The 24,345-nt window shown below is 67.3% G+C and carries 23 protein-coding genes; 6 read left to right on the top strand and 17 right to left on the bottom strand.

Features of this window, described 5'->3' with window-relative positions:
- Positions 1-9: 9 nt before the first annotated feature.
- The 4 genes from ACPEES_RS00340 to ACPEES_RS00355 form a co-directional block, all read right to left on the bottom strand.
- Positions 10-1,107: an efflux RND transporter periplasmic adaptor subunit gene (locus tag ACPEES_RS00340; protein ID WP_435099605.1), complete on the bottom strand. Its 1,098-nt coding sequence runs from the start codon at positions 1,105-1,107 to the stop codon at positions 10-12.
- Positions 1,104-1,685 carry a TetR/AcrR family transcriptional regulator gene (locus ACPEES_RS00345; protein ID WP_435099608.1) on the bottom strand — a complete coding sequence of 194 codons (582 nt, stop codon included), beginning with the start codon at positions 1,683-1,685 and terminating at the stop codon, positions 1,104-1,106. Before ACPEES_RS00345 ends, ACPEES_RS00340 begins: the two co-directional genes overlap by 4 nt.
- 90 nt (positions 1,686-1,775) lie before the next feature.
- Positions 1,776-3,338, bottom strand: coding sequence for an AAA family ATPase (locus tag ACPEES_RS00350; RefSeq protein ID WP_435099611.1), 1,563 nt, complete (start codon positions 3,336-3,338; stop codon positions 1,776-1,778).
- 122 nt (positions 3,339-3,460) lie between these two features.
- Positions 3,461-4,735: an O-acetylhomoserine aminocarboxypropyltransferase/cysteine synthase family protein gene (locus ACPEES_RS00355; RefSeq protein WP_435099614.1), complete on the bottom strand. Its 1,275-nt coding sequence runs from the start codon at positions 4,733-4,735 to the stop codon at positions 3,461-3,463.
- A gap of 233 nt (positions 4,736-4,968) precedes the next feature.
- On the opposite strand from ACPEES_RS00355, the gene ACPEES_RS00360 reads away from it, so the two are divergent.
- Positions 4,969-6,213, top strand: a complete 1,245-nt coding sequence (locus tag ACPEES_RS00360; protein ID WP_435099617.1) for an EAL and HDOD domain-containing protein — start codon at positions 4,969-4,971, stop codon at positions 6,211-6,213.
- Between the two features lie 101 nt (positions 6,214-6,314).
- Here the strand turns inward: ACPEES_RS00360 and ACPEES_RS00365 are convergent, their stop codons facing one another.
- The 4 genes from ACPEES_RS00365 to ACPEES_RS00380 are packed head-to-tail and all read right to left on the bottom strand — an operon-like array spanning position 6,315 to position 9,744.
- Positions 6,315-7,220, bottom strand: coding sequence for an alpha/beta fold hydrolase (locus ACPEES_RS00365; RefSeq protein ID WP_435099620.1), 906 nt, complete (start codon positions 7,218-7,220; stop codon positions 6,315-6,317).
- Positions 7,195-7,935 (bottom strand): SDR family NAD(P)-dependent oxidoreductase, encoded by a 741-nt coding sequence (locus ACPEES_RS00370; RefSeq protein ID WP_435099623.1) that lies wholly within the window; start codon positions 7,933-7,935, stop codon positions 7,195-7,197. Before ACPEES_RS00370 ends, ACPEES_RS00365 begins: the two co-directional genes overlap by 26 nt.
- 46 nt (positions 7,936-7,981) lie before the next feature.
- Entirely contained in the window at positions 7,982-8,749 is a 768-nt protein-coding gene (locus ACPEES_RS00375) for a zinc-dependent peptidase (RefSeq protein WP_435099626.1), read from the bottom strand.
- Positions 8,746-9,744: a 2-hydroxyacid dehydrogenase gene (locus ACPEES_RS00380; RefSeq protein WP_435099629.1), complete on the bottom strand. Its 999-nt coding sequence runs from the start codon at positions 9,742-9,744 to the stop codon at positions 8,746-8,748. The genes ACPEES_RS00375 and ACPEES_RS00380 overlap by 4 nt, the downstream gene beginning before the upstream one ends.
- Positions 9,745-10,102: 358 nt before the next feature.
- Here ACPEES_RS00380 and dusB point away from each other — a divergent pair, with 358 nt between their 5' ends.
- A complete protein-coding gene (gene dusB / locus ACPEES_RS00385; protein ID WP_435099632.1) occupies positions 10,103-11,089 on the top strand; it encodes a tRNA dihydrouridine synthase DusB in 987 nt (328 codons plus the stop codon).
- Positions 11,090-11,098: 9 nt separating this feature from the next.
- Here the strand turns inward: dusB and ACPEES_RS00390 are convergent, their stop codons facing one another.
- The gene (locus ACPEES_RS00390) at positions 11,099-12,439 is read right to left on the bottom strand and encodes a glutamate--cysteine ligase (protein WP_435099635.1); all 1,341 of its coding nucleotides are present in this window, start codon (positions 12,437-12,439) and stop codon (positions 11,099-11,101) included.
- A gap of 205 nt (positions 12,440-12,644) precedes the next feature.
- On the opposite strand from ACPEES_RS00390, the gene ACPEES_RS00395 reads away from it, so the two are divergent.
- On the top strand, positions 12,645-13,916 hold the full coding sequence (locus ACPEES_RS00395; protein ID WP_435099637.1) for a M24 family metallopeptidase: 1,272 nt from the start codon (positions 12,645-12,647) through the stop codon (positions 13,914-13,916).
- A complete protein-coding gene (locus ACPEES_RS00400) occupies positions 13,897-14,886 on the top strand; it encodes a pyridoxal-phosphate dependent enzyme (RefSeq protein ID WP_435099639.1) in 990 nt (329 codons plus the stop codon). The genes ACPEES_RS00395 and ACPEES_RS00400 overlap by 20 nt, the downstream gene beginning before the upstream one ends.
- 5 nt (positions 14,887-14,891) lie before the next feature.
- Here ACPEES_RS00400 and ACPEES_RS00405 read toward each other — a convergent pair whose 3' ends face one another.
- The 3 genes from ACPEES_RS00405 to ACPEES_RS00415 form a co-directional block, all read right to left on the bottom strand.
- Positions 14,892-15,314, bottom strand: coding sequence for a VOC family protein (locus ACPEES_RS00405; RefSeq protein ID WP_435099641.1), 423 nt, complete (start codon positions 15,312-15,314; stop codon positions 14,892-14,894).
- 71 nt (positions 15,315-15,385) lie between these two features.
- Positions 15,386-16,132 carry a 3-oxoacyl-[acyl-carrier-protein] reductase gene (fabG, locus tag ACPEES_RS00410; RefSeq protein WP_435099644.1) on the bottom strand — a complete coding sequence of 249 codons (747 nt, stop codon included), beginning with the start codon at positions 16,130-16,132 and terminating at the stop codon, positions 15,386-15,388.
- A 184-nt stretch (positions 16,133-16,316) separates the two neighbouring features.
- On the bottom strand, positions 16,317-16,985 hold the full coding sequence (locus ACPEES_RS00415; RefSeq protein ID WP_435099646.1) for a rhomboid family intramembrane serine protease: 669 nt from the start codon (positions 16,983-16,985) through the stop codon (positions 16,317-16,319).
- 161 nt (positions 16,986-17,146) lie between these two features.
- On the opposite strand from ACPEES_RS00415, the gene ACPEES_RS00420 reads away from it, so the two are divergent.
- Together ACPEES_RS00420 and ACPEES_RS00425 are read left to right on the top strand one after the other, a co-directional pair.
- Positions 17,147-18,469 carry a DUF3422 family protein gene (locus ACPEES_RS00420; protein WP_435099648.1) on the top strand — a complete coding sequence of 441 codons (1,323 nt, stop codon included), beginning with the start codon at positions 17,147-17,149 and terminating at the stop codon, positions 18,467-18,469.
- A gap of 53 nt (positions 18,470-18,522) precedes the next feature.
- Positions 18,523-19,227 carry a TVP38/TMEM64 family protein gene (locus ACPEES_RS00425; RefSeq protein WP_435099650.1) on the top strand — a complete coding sequence of 235 codons (705 nt, stop codon included), beginning with the start codon at positions 18,523-18,525 and terminating at the stop codon, positions 19,225-19,227.
- 63 nt (positions 19,228-19,290) lie between these two features.
- Here the strand turns inward: ACPEES_RS00425 and ACPEES_RS00430 are convergent, their stop codons facing one another.
- The 5 genes from ACPEES_RS00430 to ACPEES_RS00450 are packed head-to-tail and all read right to left on the bottom strand — an operon-like array spanning position 19,291 to position 24,342.
- The gene (locus ACPEES_RS00430) at positions 19,291-21,864 is read right to left on the bottom strand and encodes a heavy metal translocating P-type ATPase (protein ID WP_435099652.1); all 2,574 of its coding nucleotides are present in this window, start codon (positions 21,862-21,864) and stop codon (positions 19,291-19,293) included.
- 20 nt (positions 21,865-21,884) lie between these two features.
- Positions 21,885-23,357 carry a hypothetical protein gene (locus ACPEES_RS00435; RefSeq protein WP_435099654.1) on the bottom strand — a complete coding sequence of 491 codons (1,473 nt, stop codon included), beginning with the start codon at positions 23,355-23,357 and terminating at the stop codon, positions 21,885-21,887.
- Positions 23,354-23,623: a hypothetical protein gene (locus ACPEES_RS00440; protein WP_435099656.1), complete on the bottom strand. Its 270-nt coding sequence runs from the start codon at positions 23,621-23,623 to the stop codon at positions 23,354-23,356. The genes ACPEES_RS00435 and ACPEES_RS00440 overlap by 4 nt, the downstream gene beginning before the upstream one ends.
- Complete coding sequence (locus ACPEES_RS00445) at positions 23,572-23,844, bottom strand: heavy-metal-associated domain-containing protein (protein WP_435099658.1); 273 nt, start codon at positions 23,842-23,844, stop codon at positions 23,572-23,574. Before ACPEES_RS00445 ends, ACPEES_RS00440 begins: the two co-directional genes overlap by 52 nt.
- Positions 23,845-23,898: 54 nt before the next feature.
- Positions 23,899-24,342 carry a MerR family transcriptional regulator gene (locus tag ACPEES_RS00450; RefSeq protein WP_435099660.1) on the bottom strand — a complete coding sequence of 148 codons (444 nt, stop codon included), beginning with the start codon at positions 24,340-24,342 and terminating at the stop codon, positions 23,899-23,901.
- Positions 24,343-24,345 lie beyond the last annotated feature (3 nt).

The following is a 24,345-nucleotide window of genomic DNA, read 5'->3' on the forward strand; positions in this document are numbered from 1 at the left end:
TGCGTTCCCTCAGCGTCCGGCGCCGTTTGCCGGGACCGGCCTTACGCGCTGCCCCTCGGCGAGAAAGCCGGCGCCCGCGGCGGCGATCGTCTCGCCGCCGTCGAGCCCCGCGACGATACGCACGTGCCGTCCGGCCAGGGAGCCCAGTGTCACCGCCCGGGCGTGTACCGTGCCGGTAGCCTCGTCATAGAGCCACACCCGGTGACTGCCGTCCGCTGCCGTGGCGACGGCGCCGGCAGGCACCACGAAGCCTTCGTCCCCGGAAGCCGCGATCGTCACCGTGACGGTCGCGGACATGCCGGGGAGCACGGTGATGTCCTCCGGGTTGTCCATGCTGAAGGTGACCTTGTACGTGCGGGTCCCGGGGTCGGGCTGCGTGGCGACCTCCTTGAGCGTGAGCGGAAAACGGCGCTGCGGCCTTGCCGAGAGCGTCGCGTTGATGGCGCGGATGTCCTCACGGCGTACGCGTGCCATGGTGATCTCCGGCACGCTCACCTCCACGTCCAGAGCGGAGACGTCCTGGAGCAGAGCCACCGGCTCGCCGGCGGGAACGTTGGTGTAGCTGTCGACGAGGCGCTCGGCGACCAGTGCTTCGAACGGTGCCTCGATCTCGGTATAACCGAGATTCTGCGTGGCCTGATCCACTTTCACCCGTGCCAGCTCGTAAGCGGAGCGGGTGTCGTCCAGCGCGGCCTCGGAGAGGTGACCGTCGGCGCGCAAGGCCTGCTTGCGCTCGAGATCCCGTTGAAGCTGGTCGGCACGCACCTTCGCCTCGCGTAGTGCCAGACGGTAGTCCGTGGCGTCGAGGCCGGCGATGAGTGCCCCCTCATCCACGACTTCGCCCTCGCGCACCGGGAAGCGGTCGATCCTGCCCGCGACCTGAAACGACACCGCCGAGGTATGAGCCGCCTGGATCTGACCGGGAAGCTGACGCTGCTCGGTCATGGTGTCGGCGGTGACGGTCATTACCCGCACAGGGCGCGCCGGCGAATCCACAGACTCCTCGCGCGACGGCCCGGTGCCCTGACCGAGGACCGTCGTGGCCATGATCACGGCAAGGGTCACGACAGTGATGGCAGCCATGTGGCGCGTGAGGCGTGAGATCATGGGCGAGGTTCCTCGTCGTCCAGATGGGCACGGGCCTGACGGCGCAGCGCCTGCTTCTGCTCGTCGGTAAGTGACGAAATGCCGAGAATGTCGAGGAACTGCATGCCATGCATGGCCAGCCACAGCAGGCGCGCGGTGGGTACCGCTTTCTCCAGGGCGTCGATGGCGGCCATGCACCGCGCCTCCATGCGACGGGCAGGCTCGACCATATCGGGATGATGCGCCGCGGCGGCGATGAGCGTGATACCGAGCTCGGGGTCCACCAGCTCATGGTCGATGCAGGCCAGCAGATGCGCCCGCCCCTCGCGATACGGATCGTCGTCGGGAAGCGACTCGCGCGCCTCGGCGATACGGCCTTCGTGATGCGCCAGGGTTCGCTCCAGCAACCCCTCTAGCAGCGCCTGCTTGCTGTTGAAGTGATAGAGCATGCCGCCCTTGCTGACGCCCGCCTCTGCGACCACGGCGTCGAGCGTCAGGTGTGCGGCGCCGTCGCGGCTGACCACACGCTCGGCGGCGTCGAGAACCCGTTCCCGCAGGGGGCGCTTGCGGCCGGGCGTCGGTGTCCGGTCGTCCGTCACGTTTTGCACTCAAGTTTAAAACCGTCCAGACGGTACGAAAATCCGCACAAGGCGTCAACTCGACCGGACACCGTGACGGCCCGTCGGGGCCTATGCGCCCGTTTCGGTGCCTATCGGGCTGGCGGACGCCAGAGCGGCTGTGTCCGAGATCGCGAAAGTCCGCTCCGCCGGGGTCAATGGCTCCACGATCTCGAGCTGGCGCGCCAGCACCTGCTCGTCCGCCTCTGAGGCATCCGTGCCGGCGGTTGCCCGCCGGCGCAGGCGCTCACGCAGAGTGCCTTGGTCGACGTCGGTTACGAAAATCCGGAATTCGGCCCCCAGCGCCTGCGCGAGCTCGCGAAACGGGGCCCGTTCTGCAGTGCGCAGAAAGGCGGCATCGACGACGGGCTGGTAGCCGGCTTCCACTACCGAGCGGGCGAGCGTGGCGAGGCGTTCGTAGGTACGCCGGCTCGCCTCGGCGGAATAGATGCCGGTGGCGAGACCGCTGCCTGAGCGCTCACGCTCGTCGAGGCCGAACAGGCGCTTGCGTTCCACATCCGAGCGCAGGCGAATGTAGCCGTAGCGTTCCACCAATGCCTGCGCCAGGGTGCTCTTCCCGGAACCCGACAGGCCGTGGGTGATGCCGACGAGCCCCGGTGGCCGTTCCATGCAGGCGGCGGCGACATCCAGATACCGGCGCAGACGCTCACGCGCGCTGGCTGCTACGGCGCCGTCCCGTGCCTGGGCACAGCGCACTGCCTCGACTTTCGCCCGCACCATGGCGCGGTAGGCGATGTAGAACGGCAATACCCGGAGGGCCTCGTAGTCGCCGGTTGTCTCGAGATAGCGGCTGAGCACCGCGTTGGCGGCGGGGGTTTCGCCGCGGTAGCGCAGGTCCATCAGCATGAAGGCCAGATCGTTCGCCGTATCGATCCAGCGCAGGTCGGGGGCGAACTCGATGGCGTCGAACAGTGTCACCCTCCCCTGCCACAGCAGCATGTTGTCCAGATGGAGATCACCGTGGCATTCGCGTACCCAGCCGCCGTCCCGCCGTGCGTCGAAGACGGGCGCGAGCCGTGAAGCGTACTCGCGTGTCCAGCGTTCGAGGGCGTCGAGGCGTGCCGCCGATTGGGCATCCAGATCCATGTCGCGCAGGGGCGGAAAGTTCTCGAGCGCACGCTGGCGGATCTCCTCGACGCTGCCATAGTCGTCGTCCGACGCCGCGGCGGGCACCGACATGTGGAACTCGGCCACGGTTTCCGCCAGTTGCCGGACCAGTGATTCGGTGAGCCCGCCCGACTCGGCGAGATGACCGAGCAGCGCCTCTTGGGGAAAGCGCCGCATGCGCACCGCGTATTCCACCGGAGCGCCGGCGCCTTCCAGGCGAATGCTCCCGTTCTCACAGGTGATTGGCACGACGTCGAGATAGAGCGCCGCGGCGAAACGCCCGTTCACGCGGAGCTCTTCCTCGCAGTAGAAGCGGCGTTTGTCCAGGGACGAGAAGTCGAGAAATCCCAGGTCCACGGGTTTCTTGAGCTTGTAGGCGTATTCACCGGCGAGAAGGACGACGGATATGTGCGTCTCGTGCACCGCTACATGCTCGACGGGGTGTGGATAGCACGCCGGGTCCCGCAAGGCCTCGATGAGATCCTTCTGCTCCAAAGGCTGTGCCATGCTTCCTCCAGGTGTTGTTGCATCGCATGCGGCGGGCATGATTCGGCGCGCCGCGGCGGACTCCCCCTCGTCGGTTGTGTTCGGCCGGCGGGCACGGCGACTCGGGCCGCCGTGCCGTCGCGTTACTTTGCCGCTGCCAGTGCCTGGTCAATGTCCTCGAGGATGTCGTCGGCGTGCTCGATGCCCACCGAGATCCGTACCATATCCCGTGAAACCCCCGCGGAGGCGAGCTCATCGTCGTTGAGCTGGCGGTGGGTGGTCGTTGCCGGGTGACACGCCAGGGACTTGGCGTCGCCGATGTTCACCAGTCGGGTAATGAGTTGCAGGGCATCGATGAAGCGGGCACCGGCGGCTTCGCCGCCGCGGATACCGAACGCGAGAATGCCGGCCGCACGGCCGCCCATGTATTTCCGGGCCAGCGGGTAATAAGGGCTGTCCTCGAGTCCGGCGTATCGGACCCAGGTGACCTGAGGGTGCGCCTGCAGATGCTTCGCTACGGCGACAGCGTTGTCGCAGTGGCGGTCCATGCGTAGCGGCAGGGTCTCGATGCCCTGCTGCAGCTGGAAGGCGTTGAACGGAGACAGCGCCGCGCCCATGTTCCGAAGCGGTGCCACGCGGCAACGGCCGATGTAGGCCGCCTCCCCCAGCGCCTCGGTATAGACGACACCATGGTAGGAAGGGTCCGGCTCGGTCAGCATCGGGTACCGCTGGGCATGCTTTGCCCAGGGAAAACGCCCGGAGTCGACGATCACCCCACCCACGGTGGTGCCGTGGCCGCCCATGTACTTGGTGAGCGAGTGCACGATGATGTCGGCGCCGCTTTCGATGGGCCGCCACAGGTACGGGGTGGGCACCGTGTTGTCGACGATCAGCGGGACGCCCTTCTCGTGCGCCACCGCGGCGAGCCGCTCCACGTCGACGATATTGCCGTTGGGGTTGCCCACCGACTCGCAGAACACCGCCTTGGTCCGCTCGTCGATGTGCGCGGCGATCTCCTCGGGCGCGTCGGCGCTGGCGAAACGTGCCTCCACGCCCATGCCGGGAAGGCCGTGAGCGAACAGATTATAGGTGCCACCATAGAGCTGACTCGTGGTGACGATATTGTCGCCCGCACGGGTAATGCACTGAATGGCGTAGGTCACCGCCGCCATGCCGGAAGCCACCGCCAGGGCGCCCACACCGCCCTCCATCGCCGCGACCCGGTGCTCGAGCACGGCGCAGGTCGGGTTCATGATGCGTGTGTAGATGTTGCCTTCGACCTTGAGGTCGAAGAGATCCGCGCCGTGCTGGGTGTCGTCGAATGCGTAGGAAGTCGTCTGGTAGATCGGTACCGCTACGGCCTTGGTGGTCGGCTCCGGCTCGTAGCCCCCGTGTACGGCAATGGTCTCGAGTTTCACTGTTCTCTCCTGCCCCGCTGGTGAGACGGCCCGGCGCCCCGGGCATCCGTTCGGCATGGTAGCAGAACCCCCTGTCGTCAGGGTGCGACAGGCCACCGGTGGTCGTCGCCCGCGCGTGCGCCCCAGCCGTCAATGATCGCCGATTGACGACGAAGTTCGGATTTTGCCGGCCGGATGCGGGATAATATCCCGCTTCCACCGCTCTGGTGAGCTGCCGACAGGCCCGAACAACAATGCAGGACCCGCCCACGCAATCCCTCGAGCTGCCGATCGATGCGCAAGCGCCCGATGTACTGATCGCTCGCCAGGCGATCTTCGATCGCGCGCTGACGGTCATCGGCTATGAGCTGCTGTGCCGAAACGGTGGCGGCGCGGGGGTCACGGACGGCAACACCGCCACCGCCAGCGTGATCACCGGCGGCTTCGCCGAGATTGGCCTGCGTGAGCTGGTGGGAAGCGGGCTGGCGTTCATCAACCTCACCCGGGACTGGATTCTCAGTCACGACAACCTGCCTTTCTCCCACACGCGGGTCGTGCTTGAAGTGCTCGAAGACATTACGGTGGACGATGCGCTGCTTGCGGCGTTGCACGCGCTGCGCGCCCGCGGTGCGACCGTAGCGCTGGACGATTACGTCTACCGCGAGGACACGGCCGCGTTGTTACCGCTCGCCGACATCGTGAAGATCGATGTGCTCGCGCACACCACCGAGGAAGTGGAGGCACTGGTAGCCCGTCTGCGACGCCACCAGTGCAAGCTGGTGGCCGAAAAGGTGGAAACGCCGGAGCAGTTCGAGTGGTGCAAGGCGCTCGGCTTCGATTACTTCCAGGGGTATTTCCTCTGCCATCCGAAATTGGTGACCGCCCGCAGCCTGGCGGTGAACCGGCTGTCGCTGATCGAGCTTCTGCAGTGCCTGTACGCGCCCGACATGGACGTGCAGGCGCTGGTGGCGATCATCGACCGCGATCCCAGCCTGACCTACAAACTGCTGCGCGCCGTCAACTCAGCCAGCTACGGCCTGCCGCGGCGTGTCGATTCCATCCGCGAGGCCGTGGTGCTGCTCGGTACCGAGACGCTCAGGAACTGGGCCGCGCTGATCGCCATGAGCCGTGTGGACGACAAGCCCGTGGAGCTCATGACCATGGCGGTGCTGCGCGCGGCGATGGCCGAGGAGCTCGCCAGGCGGCTCGGTCACGTCGGCACCGGGGCGTTTTTCACCGTGGGCCTGTTCTCTTTGCTGGACGCGATCATGGACGCACCGCTGGAGGCGCTGGTCGAGGCCTTGCCGGTTTCGGAAAGCGTCAGCGGTGCACTTCTGCGGCGAGAGGGAACCATGGGGGAAGTGCTCGGCAACGTGCTCGCCTATGAGCACGGCGATTGGGCATCACTGGACGATTCGCGGCTGCCGCGCTCGGAGCTGCGTGACGCCTACCTGCAGGCGACCGCATTCGCGGGCTGCTTTCGTGACAATCTGAACTGATATTCCCCATGCCGCCCTGCTGTCCGTCTGCCCGGCGCGCGCACGCCGGAAGAGTCAGGGAGAGGACGGATCCGGCGGGTGACCGAGCCGCTGCCGGCCGTTCAGAGCGCGGTTCGCGCGAACGCGTCGATAGCGTCCGCCACGGCCCGGGGCTGTTCCTGGTGCAGGCCGTGGCCGGCATTGGCGACCGCCGCGGTGTGCAGGTCGCGAAAACACGCGAGCCGAGCCTGCCAGTCATCGCTCCCGCGCAGCATTCGGGCGATAGTGGAATCTTCTCCCCAGACCCACAACGTGGGCGCCGTAACCGCCTGCCAGCAGGCCATCGCCTCATCGAGCCGGTAAAGGACCGGGTTGGGACGACGGTGGGCACTGTCGCCCAAGAGCCGGATGTCACCGTCCGCCTCCCGCCCCCAGCAACGGGCCAGGTACGCTGCGGTGGCCTCGTTGAGGTGCGGGTTGCGGGCCTGCAGGTGCTCGGCCAGGGCTGCGAAGCTCGGAAAGCAACGCAAACGCGGAGACTCGCCAAGGCTGTCCAGCCAGTCCCGGTAGCGTGCCGGGGCCTGCGTGGGATCACTGCCACGCAGGCCGAAGCCCTCCAGGGAGACGAGTGCGCGCACGCGCTTCGGCCTTACACCGGCGTAGAGGCCGGCCACGTTGCCGCCCATGCTGTGGCCGATCAGGGTCACGCGCTCATCGTCGGCAACGCAGGTATCGAGCAGCGCGTCCAGGTCCGCGAGGTAATCCGGGAACCAGTAGCGCCCCTGTGGCGCCCGGTCACTCTCGCCGAACCCCCGCCAGTCCGGCGCCAGGCAACGCCACTGCGGACCCAGCGCTGCCGCGAGAGGGCCGAAGCCCGCACCGGTATCCATCCAGCCGTGAAGCAGTACGGCTGTCGGGGCGCCTTCGCGGGCGGGCCATTCGTGGAGGCGGTAACGCCAGCCGCGGAGATCGACCCAGCGCGAGCGGGGTGTCCAGGTCGGATCAATCCAGGTCGAAGACTCGTGCATGGTCTCGGATATCCCATTCCTCGGCACCGAAGCGCTCCGGGTCGGTGCGGGTGAGCAGTGCCTCGATGAATGCGGCCACGCGCTCCGGCGGCTCGAGCTCACCCTGGGCCTTGAGAGCGCGGAAGCGCTCCACCGCCGGGAAGTCCTCCGCCGACTGGGCGCGAATCAGTGCCTGCATGTCCGTGTCGACGACGCCGGGGCGCACGCTACCCACAGCGACCCCCTGCTCGCGCAGCTCGTCGCGCAATACGGTGTACATCCGGTAGAGTGCGGCCTTGCTCGTGCAGTAGGCCCCCCAGCCGGGCATCGCCCGATGGGCTGCGCCGGAGGAGACGTGCAGCACGCGTCCTTCGGCGAGCGCACCCAGCAGAGCCTGGGTGAGAAACAGCGGCGCTTCCACGTTGACCGCCTGGCTGTGGCGCCACTCATCGAGCGTGACCTCGCTCAGGGGGCCGACGGGGGTGAGCACCCCGGCATTGTGCACCAGAAACCGCACGCGGCGGTCACCGACGGCCGCCACGATCGCGTCCCGTCCCGCGGCGGTGCTCACGTCGGCGGCGAGCGGCTCGATGTCCGTATGGCCGGCAGCGGTGTCCTCCAGCGCCTCGCGACGCCGTCCCACCACCATCACGCAGTGGCCGGCTTCCGCGAGTCGTTGCGCCAGGGCCCGGCCGACGCCGCTGCCGCCGCCGGTGATCACGCTGACTCGACTCATGGCTCCTCCTTACGCAAGCCCGGGCCCGGTACCGCCACGAACCGCATCAGGCGCCGCGCGCGGCGGGATCCTGGCGATAGAATGCGGTCAACTGCCGGTATACCTCGGGAAAGGCCCTATTCAGGATCTCCGGCGTCTCGAAAAAGGTTTCGCTCATTACCGCGAAACATTCCGCCGGGTCGGTGGCGGCATAGGGATCGATGGGGGTGTGTCCGCCCCGCTCCAGTGCCGCACCCAGGGCATCGTAGGCCGCGGTGAAGGCCGCCGTCCATGCCTGCCGGTGCATGTCCGCGTGCAGCGGCGGCATGCCGTTGGCCTCTCCGTTGAGCATGTCGAGCTTGTGGGAGAGTTCGTGAATGACCACGTTCCAGCCATCGCGCTCGTGGCCCGCTTCCACATCCTCCCAGGACAGCACCACTGCCCCGCCTTCCATAGCTTCACCGATCAGCTCCGTAGCCTGCTCGTGTACGACGCCGGTTTCGTCGACGGCGTGGTGACGCGCCAGAAATCCGCTGGGGTAGACGATCACCGAGTGCCAGCCCCGGTACCAGTCGATGCCCAGCCCCAGGATCGGGATCGCGGCCAGCGCGGCTATGCGCACGGCCTGGATCTCGCCGACCTCGGCATCCGCCGCGCCGAAGAACGTCTTGCGCGCGAGAAACAGCGTCGCCAGCTCCCGAAGCCGGTCACTTTCCTCGCGACTCAACCCCCGGAACAGTACGTCCTCTCCCACCGCCTGTCGCCACACGGCATCCGGCACGGCGTGCCGGCGCAGCTCCCGCCGCCTCTGCCAGCGGCGCAGCGCATCGATCAATTGGCACACCCCTCGACCACGCGGCGCAGGGGGCGGCCGTCCAGCCAGGCTTCGATGTTCTCGGTGGTCTGGTCGACGATGCGCTGACGCGCCTCGCGGCTGCCCCACGCGCAGTGGGGGGTAACGATGAGGTTGTCCAGGCCCGCGGCGAGCAGCGGATTATCCGGCGCTGGCGGCTCGCTGCTGACAACGTCCACCGCCGCCCCGCCGATCCAGCCCTCGCGCAGCGCCCGGACCAGAGCGGCCTCGTCGACGAGGCCGCCGCGGGCGGTGTTGATCAACAGCGCATCCGATTGCATGCGCTGCAGTACATGCGCATCGAACAGCCCCCGGGTCTGCGCGTTGAGTGGGCAATGCAGACTGATCACGTCGCTCGTCGCGACAACCTCGTCGAACGCCATCCGGCCCGCCCGGGGCGATGCACCTGGGCGGTCGGCAATGACGACCTCCATACCGATAGCCTCCGCCAGCCGGTTCACTGCCCGACCGATGGCGCCGTAGCCGACAATGCCCAGCCGGCGCCCGCCCACTTCACGAATGGGGTGGTCCAGGAGACAGAATTGGCTGGAGCGGCTCCACGCCCCCTCCGCCACGTCGGCCTGGTATCGGGGGAAGCTTCGGGCGAGCGCGAGTATCAGCATCAGCACGTGCTGAGCCAGGGAGTCGGTGCCATAGCCCTGGCAGTTGACCACGGTGACGCCGTGGTCCGCAGCGGCTTCCAGATCCACGTTATTCGTGCCGGTGGCGACCACGCACACGAGCCGCAACGCCGGACGGGCTTCGAAGAACGTGCGGTCGAGAACGACCTTGTTCACGATTACGCACCACGCCTCGCGGGCGCGATCGGCAAGCTCATCGATTCCGGTCCGGGGGAAACGCTGCAGAGGCTCGCAGACGCGCTCCAGCGCGCTCAAATCCAGATCATCGCGATCCAGCGAGGCCAGATCGAGGAACACGCTGCCGGTTCGGGCCTTGACATCGGCCTGGTTATGCACAGGGGCCTCCTGACGCGTGCGCTAGGCGTGATGTGGCGTTAAACATTTCGCACGAAATCTCGAAAAACATCATATCTTTATGATATTAAACAACAAACACTTGTTCGCCGATTTTTTCACCAATTTGACAAGGGGGGCGGAAGCACGGGCATTCGCGATTGATATCCGCACTTCATCCACAAAGTTATCCACAGCTTCTGTGGAGAACCCGGCCCGCTGTCACCCCCCGGCGGTCCGGAAGCCGCACCATCGCCGCTCGCAGTGCCCCGCCCGCTGGCAGGGGCGCTGCCATGTGGCGAGACTGATGGCCGCAGCCGTAGTATCATCCGCAGCCACCGCGCCGCCTGTCCAGTCGCTCATGCATATAGGACCGTACACGCTGCCCAATAACGTCGTGCTCGCCCCCATGGCGGGAGTGACCGACCTTCCGTTCCGCTTGTTATGCCGCCGATTGGGGGCCGGGCTCACGGTCTCGGAGATGGTTGCCGCGAGCCCGGCCCTGCGCGAGACCCGCAAATCACGCCTGCGCCGGGAACATGTCGGGGAACCGGAACCCCGGGCGGTTCAGATCGCCGGCGCCGACCCGGAGATGCTGGCCTGGGCGGCGCGTGACAACGTGGCGGGCGGTGCCCAGATCATCGACATCAACATGGGCTGCCCGGCGAAGAAGGTCTGTAACCGCATGGCCGGGTCCGCCCTCCTCGCCGACGAGGCACTGGTGCGGGACATCCTGCAGGCAGTGGTCGAATCCGTGAGCGTGCCGGTCACCCTCAAGATCCGTACCGGTCCGGCGCCGGAGCGGCGCAATGGCGTACGCATCGCCGAGATCGCACAGGCAGAAGGCATCGCCGCGCTGGCGGTGCACGGGCGCACCCGGGCCGAGGCTTACCGTGGCGAAGCGGAATACGCCACGATCCGGGCCATTCGCGAGACCGTGACGTTGCCGTTGCTCGCCAATGGCGATATCCGCAGCCCCGAGGAGGCGCAGCGGGTGTTGGCGGATACCGGCGCCGATGGTGTGATGATCGCCCGGGCCGCGCAAGGGCGGCCCTGGATTTTCCGGGAGATCGTCCACTACCTGCGTACCGGCGAGCACCTGCCGCCACCGGGCGTCGGCGAGCTTCGCAGCGTCATGGTGGAGCATCTGCAGGCTTTGCACCGGTTCTACGGTGCCCACCAGGGGGTTCGGGTCGCGCGCAAGCACATCGGCTGGTATCTCAAGGCGCACCGCGACGGCGAAGCTTTCCGTCGCCGCCTCGTGCGCATCGACAGCGCCCGGGAGCAGATCGCGCTGACCCACGCGTTTTTCGACCATCTGCAGCGGTCGCCGGGCCTGGCGGCCTGAGCGCGGCGTTCAATACGCGTACTCGCGAAAGACCGCGCGCACATCGCCGTGCCAGCGGCCGTGGTAGGCCTCGAGCTGCTCGTCCGAAGGCGTGCGGCCGGTGGCCGCGATGGCCTCGAGGCTGTCGAGAAAGTGTGCTTCGCCCCAACCGCGATGAGCCAGCCCCTGGCGGGCAATGGGCAGAACCCGACGCGCCCAGTCCGTAAGTGTCTCGCCCCGGAACCGCGCGGCCAGGCCGTGACGCGCCGCATCCGCCCGCAGGGCGGCGAGCTCCCCCGGCTGCCAGTCGGCGATGAGCTGGTAGGCCTGGTCGAGGGCGCGGCGGTCATAAAGCAGCCCCGTCCAGAACGCGGGCAGTGCGCACAGCCGTTCCCAGGGGCCGGCATCAGCGCCGCGCATTTCGATGAAGCGCTTGATACGCACTTCCGGGAACAGCGTGGTCAGGTGGTCCTCCCAGTCGGCGAGTGTCGGATACTCGCCGGGCAGCGCCGGCAGGCGTCCGGCCATGAAGTCCCGGAATGACTGTCCCGCCGCGTCGATGAGCCGCTCGCCGCGGTGGATGAAGTACATGGGCACGTCCAGCGCGTAGTCGACGTAACGCTCGAAGCCCATGTCATCGCCGAACGCGAATGCCAGCATGCCGCAGCGGTCGGGATCGGTATCCATCCAGACCCGGCTGCGATAGCTCTGCCAGCCGCTGGGGCTGCCCTCGACGAATGGCGAGTTGGCGAACAGGGCCGTGGCCAGGGGTTGCAGCGCGAGCCCGACGCGCAGCTTGCGCACCATGTCGGCCTCGTCGGCGAAATCCAGGTTTACCTGCACGCCGCAGCTTCGGGTCATCATGTCGAGGCCGTGGTCGCCCCGGGTGGGCATGTAACGGCGCATGATGGCGTAGCGTGCCTTGGGCATCCACGGCATCGCTTCCCGCCGCGCGGTGGGGTGGAAGCCGACGCCGAGCAGCCCCACGTCCAGCTCGCTGGCGACCTCGCGTACCTCGGCGAGGTGACCGTTGACCTCCGCGCAGCTCTGCTGCAACCGCTCCAGCGGCGCCCCCGAGAGCTCGAGCTGGCCGGCCGGCTCCAGCGTGATCGCGGCACCGTCCCGTTTCAGCGCGATGGTTCTCCCGGCTTCCGTCACGGGGGTCCAGCCGAAACGGGTCATGCCCTCGAGAAACGCCTCGATGCCGCGCGGTCCGTCAAAGCCAACGGGCTCGAGGGTGCGCCGGTCGAAGACGAATTTCTCGTGCTCCGTGCCGATGCGCCAGTCAGCGGGTGCCTTGCTGCCTGCCTCGATCCATGCGACCAGGTCGTCGCGCCCGGTGACCGGTTGTGAGCCGTCCGGTGGTGTCATCTCGTGCCCTCGCTTCCGTCGTTAGGGCGGCGATGGGGGCAAGTGGCACGAATTCCAAGCGGCCCCTTCCCAGAACCGCTGCTGTGGGTCCATCATCGACATGTGAAAAGCCCGTAGCGGTCCGGTAGGTCATCCGGCGCTGCTTCGGGTTTCGTTCATTGCGTGTTCGCGACGTGTTGGGCGATCAGTGAGGAGGCAACGACAGATGGACCAGACGAGTGGTCGGTATTTCGCGGACGCCGAATACGAGCGGCGTCGGCGGGAAGTGCGCGAACGGATGTCGGAGCGCGGACTGGACGCCGTGCTCATCGCGAGCCCCGAGAACATCAACTATCTCTCGGGGCTCGATCACATGGGCTACTTCGCCTGTCAGCTGCTCGTCGTCCCCGCCAAGGGCCAGCCTATCCTGATCACCCGGGCGATGGAGCGCGCCGTGGTCCGCGATCAGGTGCCGGATCTCATTCACGTGGGCTACAGCGACAGCAGCGTGCCGGCGCCGGAGGCCGCGGATGCCAGTGACGACGAGGCGCTGGACCTGGTGGAGGCCGGCTCCGTGACCCGCGAGCCGAGCCGCCGGCCGGCGGTGGTGCCGTCGGCTGCGGTGAGCGAGACGGTGAAGACACTTCACGATGCCGGTCTCGCCAGCGGCCACATCGCCGTGGACCAGTCCAGCACGTTCCTGCCCTACGCGGTGCTCAACGGCATCATCGAGGGCACGCCGAACGCGAACTGGGAGGACATCGACAATCTGGTCGACGACGTCCGCCTGGTGCAGTCGCCCGAGGAGCTGGCGCTCACCCGGCGTGCGGCGGCGATTTCCGATTCCATGATGCTCTCCTCCATGGCCGCGGCCGGTGTGGGGGTGAATGCCCGTGAGGTCATGGCTGCAATCTACGATGCCATGTTCCGCCGCGGCGGCACCTACCCGGGCTTCGTGCCCCTGGTCCGCTCCACGAGCAACCTCGAGCACGAGCACGGGACGTGGGAGGACCGCGAGCTGGTCCACGGCGATCTGCTGTTCCTGGAGATGGCCGGCTGTGCACGCCGCTACCACGCCCCGATGGGACGGCTGGCGTACGTGGGCGAGGTGCCCTCGGAGGCGCGCAAAATCAACGAGATCTGTCAGGAGGCAATGATGGCTGCGGCCGATACCATCGGCCCGGGCGTTCTTGCCGCCGACGTCTACGAGAACTGGCACCAGGTGCTGGAGCGCCGCGGTCTGGGCAACTATCATCGCCACCACTGTGGCTATTCGGTGGGTATCGGCTACCCGCCGAGCTGGTCCGGTAGTGGTGTGCCGGTGGGCCTGCGTCCGCGTTCGCAGATGCGGCTTCGCGAGGGCATGGTCTTTCACCTGATGAGCTGGCTGCTACGCTCTGATCAGGGCGATGCATTCCTCTCCGATACCGTCGTCGTCACTGACAAGGGTTGCGAGTTCCTGACCACGGTGAACCGCGATGTCGCTCTCGTCCGATAACGCGCCGGAACTGCCAGATCCATCGGCGGTCCGAGAGGCCGCCGAGCGGATCCGGCCATTCGTGCCCGAAACCCCCAGCGTGCCCGCTCACGATCTGAGCGCGGATTTCGATGCGCCGTTGTGGCTGAAGCTGGAGTCGCTCCAGCGCACCGGCTCGTTCAAGGTGCGTGGTGCCTGTAACTGGGTCGCTACCGCCACCGAGGCGGAAACCCGCAACGGCCTGATCACCGTTTCCGCGGGCAACCACGCCATGGCCCTGGCCTGGGCGGCCGCCCAGCAGCAGGTGCCGGTGACGGTGACGGTGGTGATGCCGGAAGGCTCCAGCGAGATGAAGGTGGAGATCACCCGCAGCTTCGGCGCCGAGGTGATTCTTCACGGCACCATTCAGGAGGCCGTGGCCCTCACCCACCGCTTACGCAGCGAACGCGAGCTGACCCTGGTCCACCCGTACAACAACCCGCGCATCATGGCCGGTCAGGGCACCACGGGCCTGGAAATGCTCGCCCAGATCCCGGAGCTCCGCCGGGTCATCTGTCCCATCGGCGGCGGCGGGCTGATTTCCGGGCTGGGGCTGGCGATCCGCGCGCAGCGGCCGGACATTGAGCTCATCGGCGTCGAGCCCAAGGGCGCGGCAACCATGCGTAACGCCTGGGACCACGACAGCGCCGATGCCGCTCTCGACCGGGTCGATACCATTGCCAAGAGCCTGGCGCCCGTAATCGTCGGCGACTACACGTACGCTGCGAGCCGGCGGTGGGTCAACGACATCGTCACCGTCGGCGATGAGGCGATCGCCGATGCCACCCGGCGGCTCATGCTGCGTGGCCATCTCTACGTCGAGACCGGTGCCGCGGTGGGACTCGCTGCGTTTATCGAGGGGGTACTTCCGGCCCGCGTCGCCGACGGTGTCACGGCGCTGGTTCTCACCGGCGCCAACATGGACGCCGCCGATGCGCGCAGCCTGCTTTGAGGGCCCTAAGCGAACATGGCCGCCGGGTCGCGAAAGGCCTTGAACTCGAGGCCGTTACCACTGGGGTCGAGCAGGAAAAACGTTGCCTGCTCAGCGGGTTGCCCCTGATATCTGATATGCGGCTCGATCAGGAAGTCAGCGCCGGCGTTCTGCAGCCTCTTCACGAGCGCCTGCCACTGCGGCCAGGATAGCACCAGGCCGAAGTGGGCGACCGGCACCTGGCAGCCGTCCACGTCGTTGGTGGGAAGCGCCGGCATGGTATCAACGCGGTGAGCGCTCAACTGGTGGCCGTGGAGATCCAGATCCACCCAGTCCGCGGTGCTGCGCCCCTCACGACAGCCCAGGAGCTCTACGTAGAATCGGCGGGTGGCATCGAGATCGATGACCGGGAAGGCGAGATGGAAAGGCGGTGGCAGCGTCTCGGACATGTTCTCACTGAGTGTTGACCGCACACTTGGCGGGGACCGTTGCCATGGCCCCCGCCACGCGCCCGGCGGCGTTACATGTAGACACCGCCGTTGACGTTGATCTGCTGACCGGTGATGTAATCCCCGTCGGCGACGAGGAAAACCACCGCGCGCGCGATCTCGTTGGGCTTGCCGAACCGGCGCATGGGAATCTTGGCGAGAATCTTCTCGCGGATCTCGTCCGGAACCTTGGCCAGCATCTCGGTCTCCGTGAAGCCGGGCGCGATGGCGTTCACGGTGATGTTGTTCTTGGCGAGCTCCTGCGCCGCGCTCTTGGTGAAAGCGATGATGCCGCCCTTGCTCGCGGCGTAATTGCTCTGCCCGAAGTTGCCGGCCTGGCCCACGAACGAGCTGATATTCACGATTCGCCCGTAGCTGCGCTCTATCATGCTCGGATAAGCGGCGCTGACCGTATAGTAGACGCTGTTGAGGTTGGTGTTGATCACCGACTCCCAGTCTTCGTCACTGAGCTTCTTCAGCGTCTTGTCCCGGGTGATGCCGGCATTGTTGACCAGGATGTCGAGCTGGCCGTAATGCTCGATGGTCTGGTTCACCAGCCCGCGCGCCTGGTTCTTGTCGCTCACGTCCGCCTGCAGCACGAGACACTCGCTGCCGAGCTTGTCGATCTCCTCTGCAACCGCCCGGGCCTCGGCTTCGCCTCGGTTATAGTTGATCGCGATCTTCGCGCCGAGTCGCGCCAGCTCGAGCGCGATCTCCTTGCCGATACCCCGCGATCCGCCGGTTACCAGGGCAATCTGATTGTCGAGGCGACTGATCATGAGACTCACTCCCTTTTTGGCATGTGGTTGTCAGACCATCCGATGGCCTTTTGGCGGGTTCCTCCGGAACCGGCCGCCATTGCCGAGTATGGTAGGAAATCATCGTAACGAAAAGGTGACCGCCGCAAGCCGGATTGCAGAGCCCGCGTACGCTGCGCATCACGCGAGCCTTCGATCCGGTCAATCAGAGGTGTAGCCGCCGCCTTGGTTTCACGGGCAAACGGCCACGCCAGTACTGAATCATGACGAAGCCAAAGACCATACCGCCGAGGTGGGCGAAATGCGCGACCCCCGAGAAGGTATTGGTCACCCCTGCCCAGAGCTCGAAGGCTCCGTAGAGAATCACGAAGTACTTGGCCTTCATCGGGATCGGTGGAAACAGCAGCATGACCTGCTGGTTGGGGAATAGCATGCCGAAAGCGAGCAGTATCCCGAATACCGCGCCCGAGGCGCCGACAGTGGGATAGATCATGCCGTCCTGGCTGGCCAGCGTGGCCACCACGAGCTGGATGATGCCGGCTCCCACCAGGCAGACGAGGTAGTAGGTCGCGAACGGGCGCGTGCCCAGAGCACGCTCGATGGGCACGCCGAACATCCACAGCGCGAACATGTTCACCCCCAGGTGAAACAGCCCGCCGTGGAGAAAGCCGTAGGTGACGAGCTGCCACGGCGCGAAATCCGGGACCTGCGTGAAGCCGCCGGCCGAGCGCGCCACGTCCGGCGTGCCCAGCGGCCACAACGCGAGATCGGTGATCGGAGCCATACCCGCGATCATCTGCCACGCGAACACCAGGGCATTGATGACGAGCAGTACGAAGATGGTCGGCGGCAGATTCGAATCACGTTGCAGCATGAAAGCTCCAGAGTTGTTTCCCCGAGGATGATAGCGGTGGCAGGTACCCCGTGGCGAGGCATGGATGGTGCGTCGCCACGGAGGCCCGCCGGCGCCGTCCGGTCTTGTCGTCGCACCGATCGCACGGTAGCGTCGGTAGTTCTGTCAGCCGGCAATGACCCATGAATCGAGCTCGCGCGCACACGGCAAATCGGCTCGGCCTCACCGAGCACTCCCTTCGCCCCGCTCTGCTACACGAGGCACATGCCAGGCCATTCGAGGTCCTGGAGGCGCCGCTGCACGTTTCACATCTGGCGCTCTACACGGGCACCGACAGCGCGAGCCAAGAAGCGGAGCACGTCGCACGGCTGTGCCAGCGCCTTGGCGTGGAGCGCCCCGCCGAAGGCAGCAGCCACTGCGTGGTAGAAGCACCGGGGTTTCGTCTGAGGTGGGAGCGTCATACCGAGTTTTCCACCTATACGCTGTTCGTGCCGGACCCGCGCAATGCGCCGTTCGCCCTGCGTGCGGTCGATCTCGCGCCCCAGGGGTGGGTGGCTCAGTTGCCGGGGGAACTGCTCGCTGCGAGTCATCTCAGTCTCGTGCCCGAGGACGCTGTCGGTTCCCGCGCGGATGCACTGGCGCGGTGGTTCGATCGCGACGCGCTCGCGGGATCGCTGTGTGCCGGCGGCGCCGCCTCGGTGTGGACCGATTTCCGTTCCGGCGATGACGGCTTCACGCGCTTCGTCGTCCTCGACCGGGGGCTGCGCCCCTCGCAGGCGGGGCGGCTGGTGCAGCGCCTGCTGGAAATCGAGACCTATCGCATGATGGCGCTGCTCGCCTTTCCCACGGCTCGCGAGCTCGGCCCGCAGATCGGTTCGATGGAGACCCAGCTCGGCGATCTCACCGACCGCATGGCCGAGGTTCAGGCGTTGAGCGATGAGCAGGCGCTGTTGGGCGCGCTCTCACGGCTGTCCGCCGAGGTGGAACATACGATGGCGCGAACCAATTTCCGGTTCAGTGCCACCGAGGCTTACGGCTCGTTGGTGCGCCGGCGCATCGACGCGTTGCGCGAGCAACGCATCGAGGGGGTGTCCACACTCGCGGAGTTCATGGAGCGCCGGTTCGCGCCCGCGCTGGCAACCTGCAGCTACATCCGCGATCGCCTCGATCGCCTCTCCCGGCGCGTATCCCGGGCCGCCAATCTGCTGCGTACCCGGGTCGACGTAGCGCTGGAAGCGCAGAACCGGGACCTGCTCAAGTCGATGAACCGCCGCGCGCGCCTTCAGCTCAGACTACAGGAGACGGTGGAGGGGCTTTCCATCGTCATTCTGAGCTACTACACGGTGAGCCTAGTTGGCTACGCGGCCAAGGGTCTGAAAGGCGCGGGTTTTCCGGTGCCTGTGGATGTCGTTACCGGCTTGAGTATCCCCGCCGTCGCCGCCATCGTCGCTATCGGCATCCTGCGCCTGCGTCGCGGTGTCGAAAAGGCGGATAATGGTGACTAGTGCCCAGAAACGAGAATTCCGGGACACTAGCTTTCGCCACGGAGGTGGCCGCAGTGAGCGAGTTTTCTCGCCGATCAATAGCCTGGCGAATCGCACTCGGCCTGGTACTGGCGGTGGTCATCGCCGGTGCCTGGCTCTTGACCCCGTTGCGCGACTACGCGGACCTGGAGGCGCTCCTGCTTTTGGGGGCCTACCTGCGCGAGTCGCCGTGGGGCAACGCCATCGTGATCGCGGCCTTCGTGGTCGCCGGATTGCTGTTCGTGCCCCTGACTGCGCCCGTGGTGGCCACCGCCCTGGTATTCGATCCGCTGCATGCATTCTGGCTCGCCACGGTAGGCACGCTGATCAGCGCGCTCGCCGGGTTCACCGTCGGACACTTGCTCGGTCACGCGCCGCTGCACTATCTCGGCGGCCATCTGATCAACCGCATAAGCCGGGGCGCCGGGCGTCACGGCATCATGGTGGTCACCACCCTGCGTCTGGTGCCCATTGCCCATTTCTCGCTGATCAACCTGGGTTCTGGCGCCACCCACGTACGCTTGCGCGACTTCTTCATCGGCACGGTGTTCGGCTGCGTGCCCGGCATCGCCGCCATTGCGATCATCGGCAACGAGGCACGCCAGTTCGCCCGTGACCCCGACCCCTGGAGCCTGCTGTGGCTGACCGGCGTCGGTGTGATCGGCCTGGGCATGCTGCACCTGCTGCGCCGGCGCATGCGCCGCTACTCCCGGGAACATGGTGAAGACGTGGACTATTGAGAAGATTGGTAACTTCCGTGGGGCACCGCCCTACTCTGCCGCTCGTTCGCCGTAGCGGAAACGCTACGACCCATCGGCGGCCGCTCCCGGCGTAGTGGGGTACTCGTGATAGGTGGTCACCCGATACCCCACGGCGGTAACCGCGGTCTCGAGTCGCGCAACGTCGACAGCCTCCGGCCGATACGTCACGTAAACCTTCTTGGTGCGTGCATCCGCTACGACGCGCTCGACCCCGTTCTCGGACGAGAGGTAAGCGCTCAGGGTGGCAGCGCAACCGCTGCAGTGCATGTCAGGTATGACGAGCACTGTCGCGCGGGTGCCGTAGGCGGTTTCGGTGGGCGTGGCGGGCGGCGCCTCGGATCCGGAGCCAAGGCCAAGGGTGACGGGGCCCCTGCTGAGAAGCCACCCGCCGAAGGAGTTCGCCAGCACCAGGGTGACACTCAGCGCCATGGCGATCATGGCCCAGGCCGGATGAAGGATGCCGGTGGCTGCCGTGGGCACGCCCACACCGTTGAAGAAGAACGCCAGCCACAGGTTCTGCACGGTCTTGCGGTAGCTCAGTCGCCCGATCGCGCGGGCCTCGGGCACAGCGGCCAAGCGCTCGCCGATGATCACGACGTCCGAGGACTCGATGGCGATGTCCGTGCCGGCGCCAATGGCGATGCCCACCTGCGCCTGCGTGAGCGCCGGCGCATCGTTGATACCGTCGCCGACCATGGCCACCAGCGCGCCGCGCTGCTGGAGCTCGCGTACCACTTCGGCCTTGTCCTGCGGCAGGATCTCGGCGTGGACCTCGTCGATGCCCACCTCGCCGGCGACCGCGTCGGCGGTGCGGCGACTGTCGCCGGTGAGCATGACCACGGTCACGCCGCGGACCTTGAGCTCGGCGATGGTCTTCCTTGCGTCCGGCTTCACGGTATCGGCGATGGCCAGGAGGCCGGCGAGCGCGCCATCGACGGCGACGAGGACGGCGGTATGCGCGTGCGTCTCGTGCTCGGCCAGGCGCTTGGCGGCGGCTTCCACGTCGATGCCCTCGGCACCCAGGTAGCGACTCGTGCCGACGATGACCTGATGCCCTTCCACGCGGGCGCGCACCCCCCGGCCGGCGAGCGCCTCGAAGTCTGCCGGTTCGGGCGGCTCCAGGCCCTCCTCGTCGGCGGCCTCGGCGATCGCCTGTGCCAGGGGGTGCTCGGAGGCAGCTTCGGCGCCGCCGGCCAGGCGCAGCAGAGCGTCACGCGAGAATGCTCCGAGCGGTTCGACGGCAACCAGGCGGGGCTTGCCTTCCGTGATGGTGCCGGTCTTGTCCAGCACCACGTGGGTGATGTCCTTGAGCACCTGGAAGGCCTCGCCAGAGCGCATGAGGATGCCGCGCTCGGCGGCCATGCCGCCGCCGCGGATGAGCGCCAGCGGTGTGGCCATGCCCAGCGCGCAGGGATAGCCCATGACCAGCACCGTCACCGCCGCGTAGATCGCCGTCACCCATTGCGGGCCCGCGCCCCAGGCCAGCGGGGCGAGCGACCAGACCAGCAGCGCCGCCCCCGAGACGGTAAGCACCGTCGGCACGTAGTAAAGCAGCACCCGGTCCACCAGCACGATGATGCCGGGCTTGAGCGCCTTGGCCTCCTCCACGTGACGGGCGACCTGCTGCAGGAAGCTGTCCTCGCCGACCCGGGTGACGCGGATCAGCAGCGTTCCGTTCTGGTTGACGCTGCCCCCGATCGCCTCATCGCCGGCGCGTTTCTCTGTCGGGATGGGCTCGCCGGTGACGAGGGACTGGTCCACGGCGCTGACGCCGTCCTCGACCACGCCGTCCACCGGGATGCGGTCCCCCGGGCGCACCCGCACGCGGTCGTCGACGGCGATCTCCTCCAGCGGCACCTCGCGCTCCTCGCCGTCGCGCACGAGCCGCGCGGTGGCCGGCTGCATCTCCAGCAGCCGCCGCACGCTCTCCGAGGCCTTGGTGCGTACGACCAGCGATACGTAGCCGGAGAGCAGGTGATAGGCGGTGAGAAAGACCACCACGCCGAAGAAATCCACCGCGGGAAAGCCCACCAGCCCGTACCAGCCGAGCGGCGGCAGCGGCGCGCCGAGCACGCCGCCGATGTAGGCGCCGATAGCGCCGACGCTGAGCAGCACGTGCTGATTGGTGATGCCGCGCCACGCCGCGCCCCAGGCCATGCGGGCGATGCGCCGGCCGTTCCAGGCGAAGACATAGGTGGCGATCGCCCAAGCGGCCCAGACGTGCCAGTCGCGCATGAGCCACCAGTCGAGCCACATGGCGGCCATGGCGAGGAACATCACCACCGCGAAGCCGGCGGCGGAGAGGAGATCGTTGCGCTCCTTGCGCTTGAGCTCGAGCTGCTCGTCGAAGGCGCCCACCTTGCGAGGGTCGCGCACGATGTAGCCCAGTGCCTTGAGCGTGTGCGTGATCCGGTCGACGCTCGTCTCCGCTGGCCGGTAGCGGATGAGCGCCTCCTCGTGGGCGAGGGAGACGTGGACCTCGTCCACTCCCTTGTCGCGGCTGAGGCCACGCTCGATGGCGTTGGCGCAGAAGCTGCAACTCATGCCGCCGATCTTGAGCTGCAGGCTCTCCCTGGCGCCGGGCCGTGCGGCTTCCCCCATGGGTGTCTCGACCATCGTCGCGGCCTTCCAATGGCTCAGCGCAACCGGCTGAGCTGATTGCCGGGCAGGAAGGGATCGGCCTGGCCGTCATGGCGCCCGACCAGCATGTTGGCCAGGAACATGGCACTGGCCGTATGGAAGCGGTCGTCGGTCACGCGCCAACCGTCGTCGTCGCGGTGCACCGCCGAGGCGAACACCGGCGCGACCCCTGCTTCCGTCGGGGCCGGCAACGCCGGATGAGCGAAGTGCGCGGCGGGCTCTGCCTCGCGGTACCCGGGCGCCACCAACGGCAACGGGCTGGCGAGCTGCAGGCCGGCCTCTGCCAGTACGGTTTCCATAAACCGGGGGTAGATATCCGCTGCCTGTTGCGCGACGGCGTCACCCGCGTGCCAGCGCATGGCGTTCAACGCGGCGGCCACGGCACCCATGCGCAGCGGCGTGTAGCTGAACCCGGTGTCGGCCTCCGGGGTGCGGAAGACGCCGACCCGCGCCCGCCACAGCGGCAGCAGGTCGTTGCGGAACGTCTCCGTGGCCGCTTTCGAGAAGTCGTCATCGCCGAGCAGCCGGCCGGCCTCGTTCAGGCCGTAGACGGCCAGGGCCACGTCTTCGAGGGCGCGGCCCGGGCTTTCCAGAAGAGCATCGGCATGCTCCCGCGCAAGCCTGAATGCCCCAGCCCGGTCGTCCGTGGTCAGCGCGTAACGCCCCAGGGCCTCGATGGCGAGGGCACGGTCGGCCGGTGTCGTCGGTCGGAGCTCGTTCACAGCCTCGAAGGCCATGCCTGCCAGCGCTCGATACGCGGTTGGGTCGACCAAATCCCGATACGCGGCATGCCAGTAATCCGTCCGGTCACTGGTCGCCGCCAGGATCAGATTCGAGACGCCCCAGAGCACGGCTGCCTGATCACGGGCGTTCGGCTCGGCGAAACGGCCGTCGGTGCCCCTTGCCGCGAACAGCCTGCGCGGATCGAGCAGGCGCCGCTCCAGTACCTCGGCCTGGGCCTGAGCCTGAGGCAGCATCAGCAGCGCGGCGAGACGATCCGGTTTGCGGTCGTGGTAGCGCAGGTGGAACTCGGGGCTGGCGACCTTCGCCAGCGTCCAGGCTTGTGCCCCGGGGTCGAGCGTACGATCGAACGTGTTCGCTTGCCAGGCGAGCGTCTGCGGCTTCGCGAAATCGGCGTCATCGCCGAGCCTCGGGCTGCCTGCGGCGTAGACGGCACCGACCAGCGCCATCTCGGGCATCGGCGGGCGGGCGACGTAGCCGGCGTGCTTCAACAGCTCGTCGAGCTCCGACATGGACAGCTCGAGCGGCTCGCCCAGGCCGCTGAACATCACCGCATTGGCGAGCGTCGAGCGCGCCGCCCAGTGGGCCGCCGTATCGACGTTGTCCGCGTCGCCGTCGAAGCCCCCGGCCGATTGCGCGGCCGTAGCCGGCAGTGCGGCCGCGGCGAGCACGATCGCCAGCGACAGCACGAGTCGTTTGCCGGCGCGATGATGCCGTCGTGTGTTCATGTCCAGTTTTCCAGGTCCGTGAATAGCCCGAAGCCGATCGACCACAGCCCCAGCGCGATCAGCACGACGCCGGCCCAGAACGGGGCCCGGGCGGAGAGGCCGGCGAGCCGGTCGAGCACGCGTCGCATCGGCGCCCACATCACCGCCGCCACCAGCGGCAGCGACAGCGCCAGGCCGAACAGTCCCAGCGAGACGAAACCCTCCCAGTGGCTCGTCAGTGCGGGACACCGCGCAACCCCGCCGCACCGGGGCGCCCGCCGCCGCACACTTGGGCCACCGCGCGATAGTCGCCAAGCAACCAACGCGGCCGAACCACCCCCGTCATAAAAAGACCGAAGAGCACGATCACCGCACCCGCTTCGACATCGGTCTCGATCTTTGCCAAGCCGTCGATCTTGTCGAACTGCTTCTCGATGGCGTAGGTGCAGAAGGGACAGGCGAGTCCGGTGACCTCAACGCGGTGGCACGGGCCGGCGGCGGTGGCCACTGCCGAAATGCTTGCGGCGACGAACGCCAGCGAAACCGAGCGAATCCTGCGGGGTCATGGCTGTTTGCCTCCGTCGGTTGAGCCGTTCTCCCGTGCACCCTGATCGAGGGCCTCGATGATCGAGCAGCCGCCCAGCGGTCCCCCGCCGGGACAGGCTTCCAGGAGCTCGTGCAGTGCCGTGCGTATGTGTTCGAGCCGCTCGATCTTGTTTTCCACATCGGCGAGCTTGGCGCGGGCCTGCTGCTTGACCGAAGCGGCGTCGGCGGTCGTGTCGGTACGCAGGGCGAGGAGATCGCGCGCCTCGCGCAGCGAGAAGCCGAGCTCCTGGGCCTGGCGAATGAAGCGTATGCGGCGCACGGTTTCCTGTGAGTAGATCCGGAATCCGCCATTAGCCGGCCGTGGCGGTTGCTCGATCAGCCCCTGACGCTCGTAGAAGCGGACCGTCTCGACACCGACACCGGCCGCGTGGGCCGCTTTGCTGATCGTCATGCGGGACATCGA

This window comes from Arhodomonas sp. AD133, assembly GCF_051195215.1.
In the GTDB taxonomy this organism is placed as follows: Bacteria; Pseudomonadota; Gammaproteobacteria; order Nitrococcales; family Nitrococcaceae; genus Arhodomonas.

Coding starts and splice junctions, on each gene's coding strand:
- ACPEES_RS00340 (WP_435099605.1), bottom strand. CDS start 1,107: ATGATCTCACGCCTCACGCGCCACATGGCTGCCATCACTGTCGTGACC.
- ACPEES_RS00350 (WP_435099611.1), bottom strand. CDS start 3,338: ATGGCACAGCCTTTGGAGCAGAAGGATCTCATCGAGGCCTTGCGGGAC.
- ACPEES_RS00360 (WP_435099617.1), top strand. CDS start 4,969: ATGCAGGACCCGCCCACGCAATCCCTCGAGCTGCCGATCGATGCGCAA.
- ACPEES_RS00365 (WP_435099620.1), bottom strand. CDS start 7,220: ATGCACGAGTCTTCGACCTGGATTGATCCGACCTGGACACCCCGCTCG.
- ACPEES_RS00370 (WP_435099623.1), bottom strand. CDS start 7,935: ATGAGTCGAGTCAGCGTGATCACCGGCGGCGGCAGCGGCGTCGGCCGG.
- dusB (WP_435099632.1), top strand. CDS start 10,103: ATGCATATAGGACCGTACACGCTGCCCAATAACGTCGTGCTCGCCCCC.
- ACPEES_RS00390 (WP_435099635.1), bottom strand. CDS start 12,439: ATGACACCACCGGACGGCTCACAACCGGTCACCGGGCGCGACGACCTG.
- ACPEES_RS00395 (WP_435099637.1), top strand. CDS start 12,645: ATGGACCAGACGAGTGGTCGGTATTTCGCGGACGCCGAATACGAGCGG.
- ACPEES_RS00400 (WP_435099639.1), top strand. CDS start 13,897: ATGTCGCTCTCGTCCGATAACGCGCCGGAACTGCCAGATCCATCGGCG.
- ACPEES_RS00405 (WP_435099641.1), bottom strand. CDS start 15,314: ATGTCCGAGACGCTGCCACCGCCTTTCCATCTCGCCTTCCCGGTCATC.
- fabG (WP_435099644.1), bottom strand. CDS start 16,132: ATGATCAGTCGCCTCGACAATCAGATTGCCCTGGTAACCGGCGGATCG.
- ACPEES_RS00415 (WP_435099646.1), bottom strand. CDS start 16,985: ATGCTGCAACGTGATTCGAATCTGCCGCCGACCATCTTCGTACTGCTC.
- ACPEES_RS00420 (WP_435099648.1), top strand. CDS start 17,147: ATGAATCGAGCTCGCGCGCACACGGCAAATCGGCTCGGCCTCACCGAG.
- ACPEES_RS00430 (WP_435099652.1), bottom strand. CDS start 21,864: ATGGTCGAGACACCCATGGGGGAAGCCGCACGGCCCGGCGCCAGGGAG.
- ACPEES_RS00435 (WP_435099654.1), bottom strand. CDS start 23,357: ATGAACACACGACGGCATCATCGCGCCGGCAAACGACTCGTGCTGTCG.
- ACPEES_RS00450 (WP_435099660.1), bottom strand. CDS start 24,342: ATGTCCCGCATGACGATCAGCAAAGCGGCCCACGCGGCCGGTGTCGGT.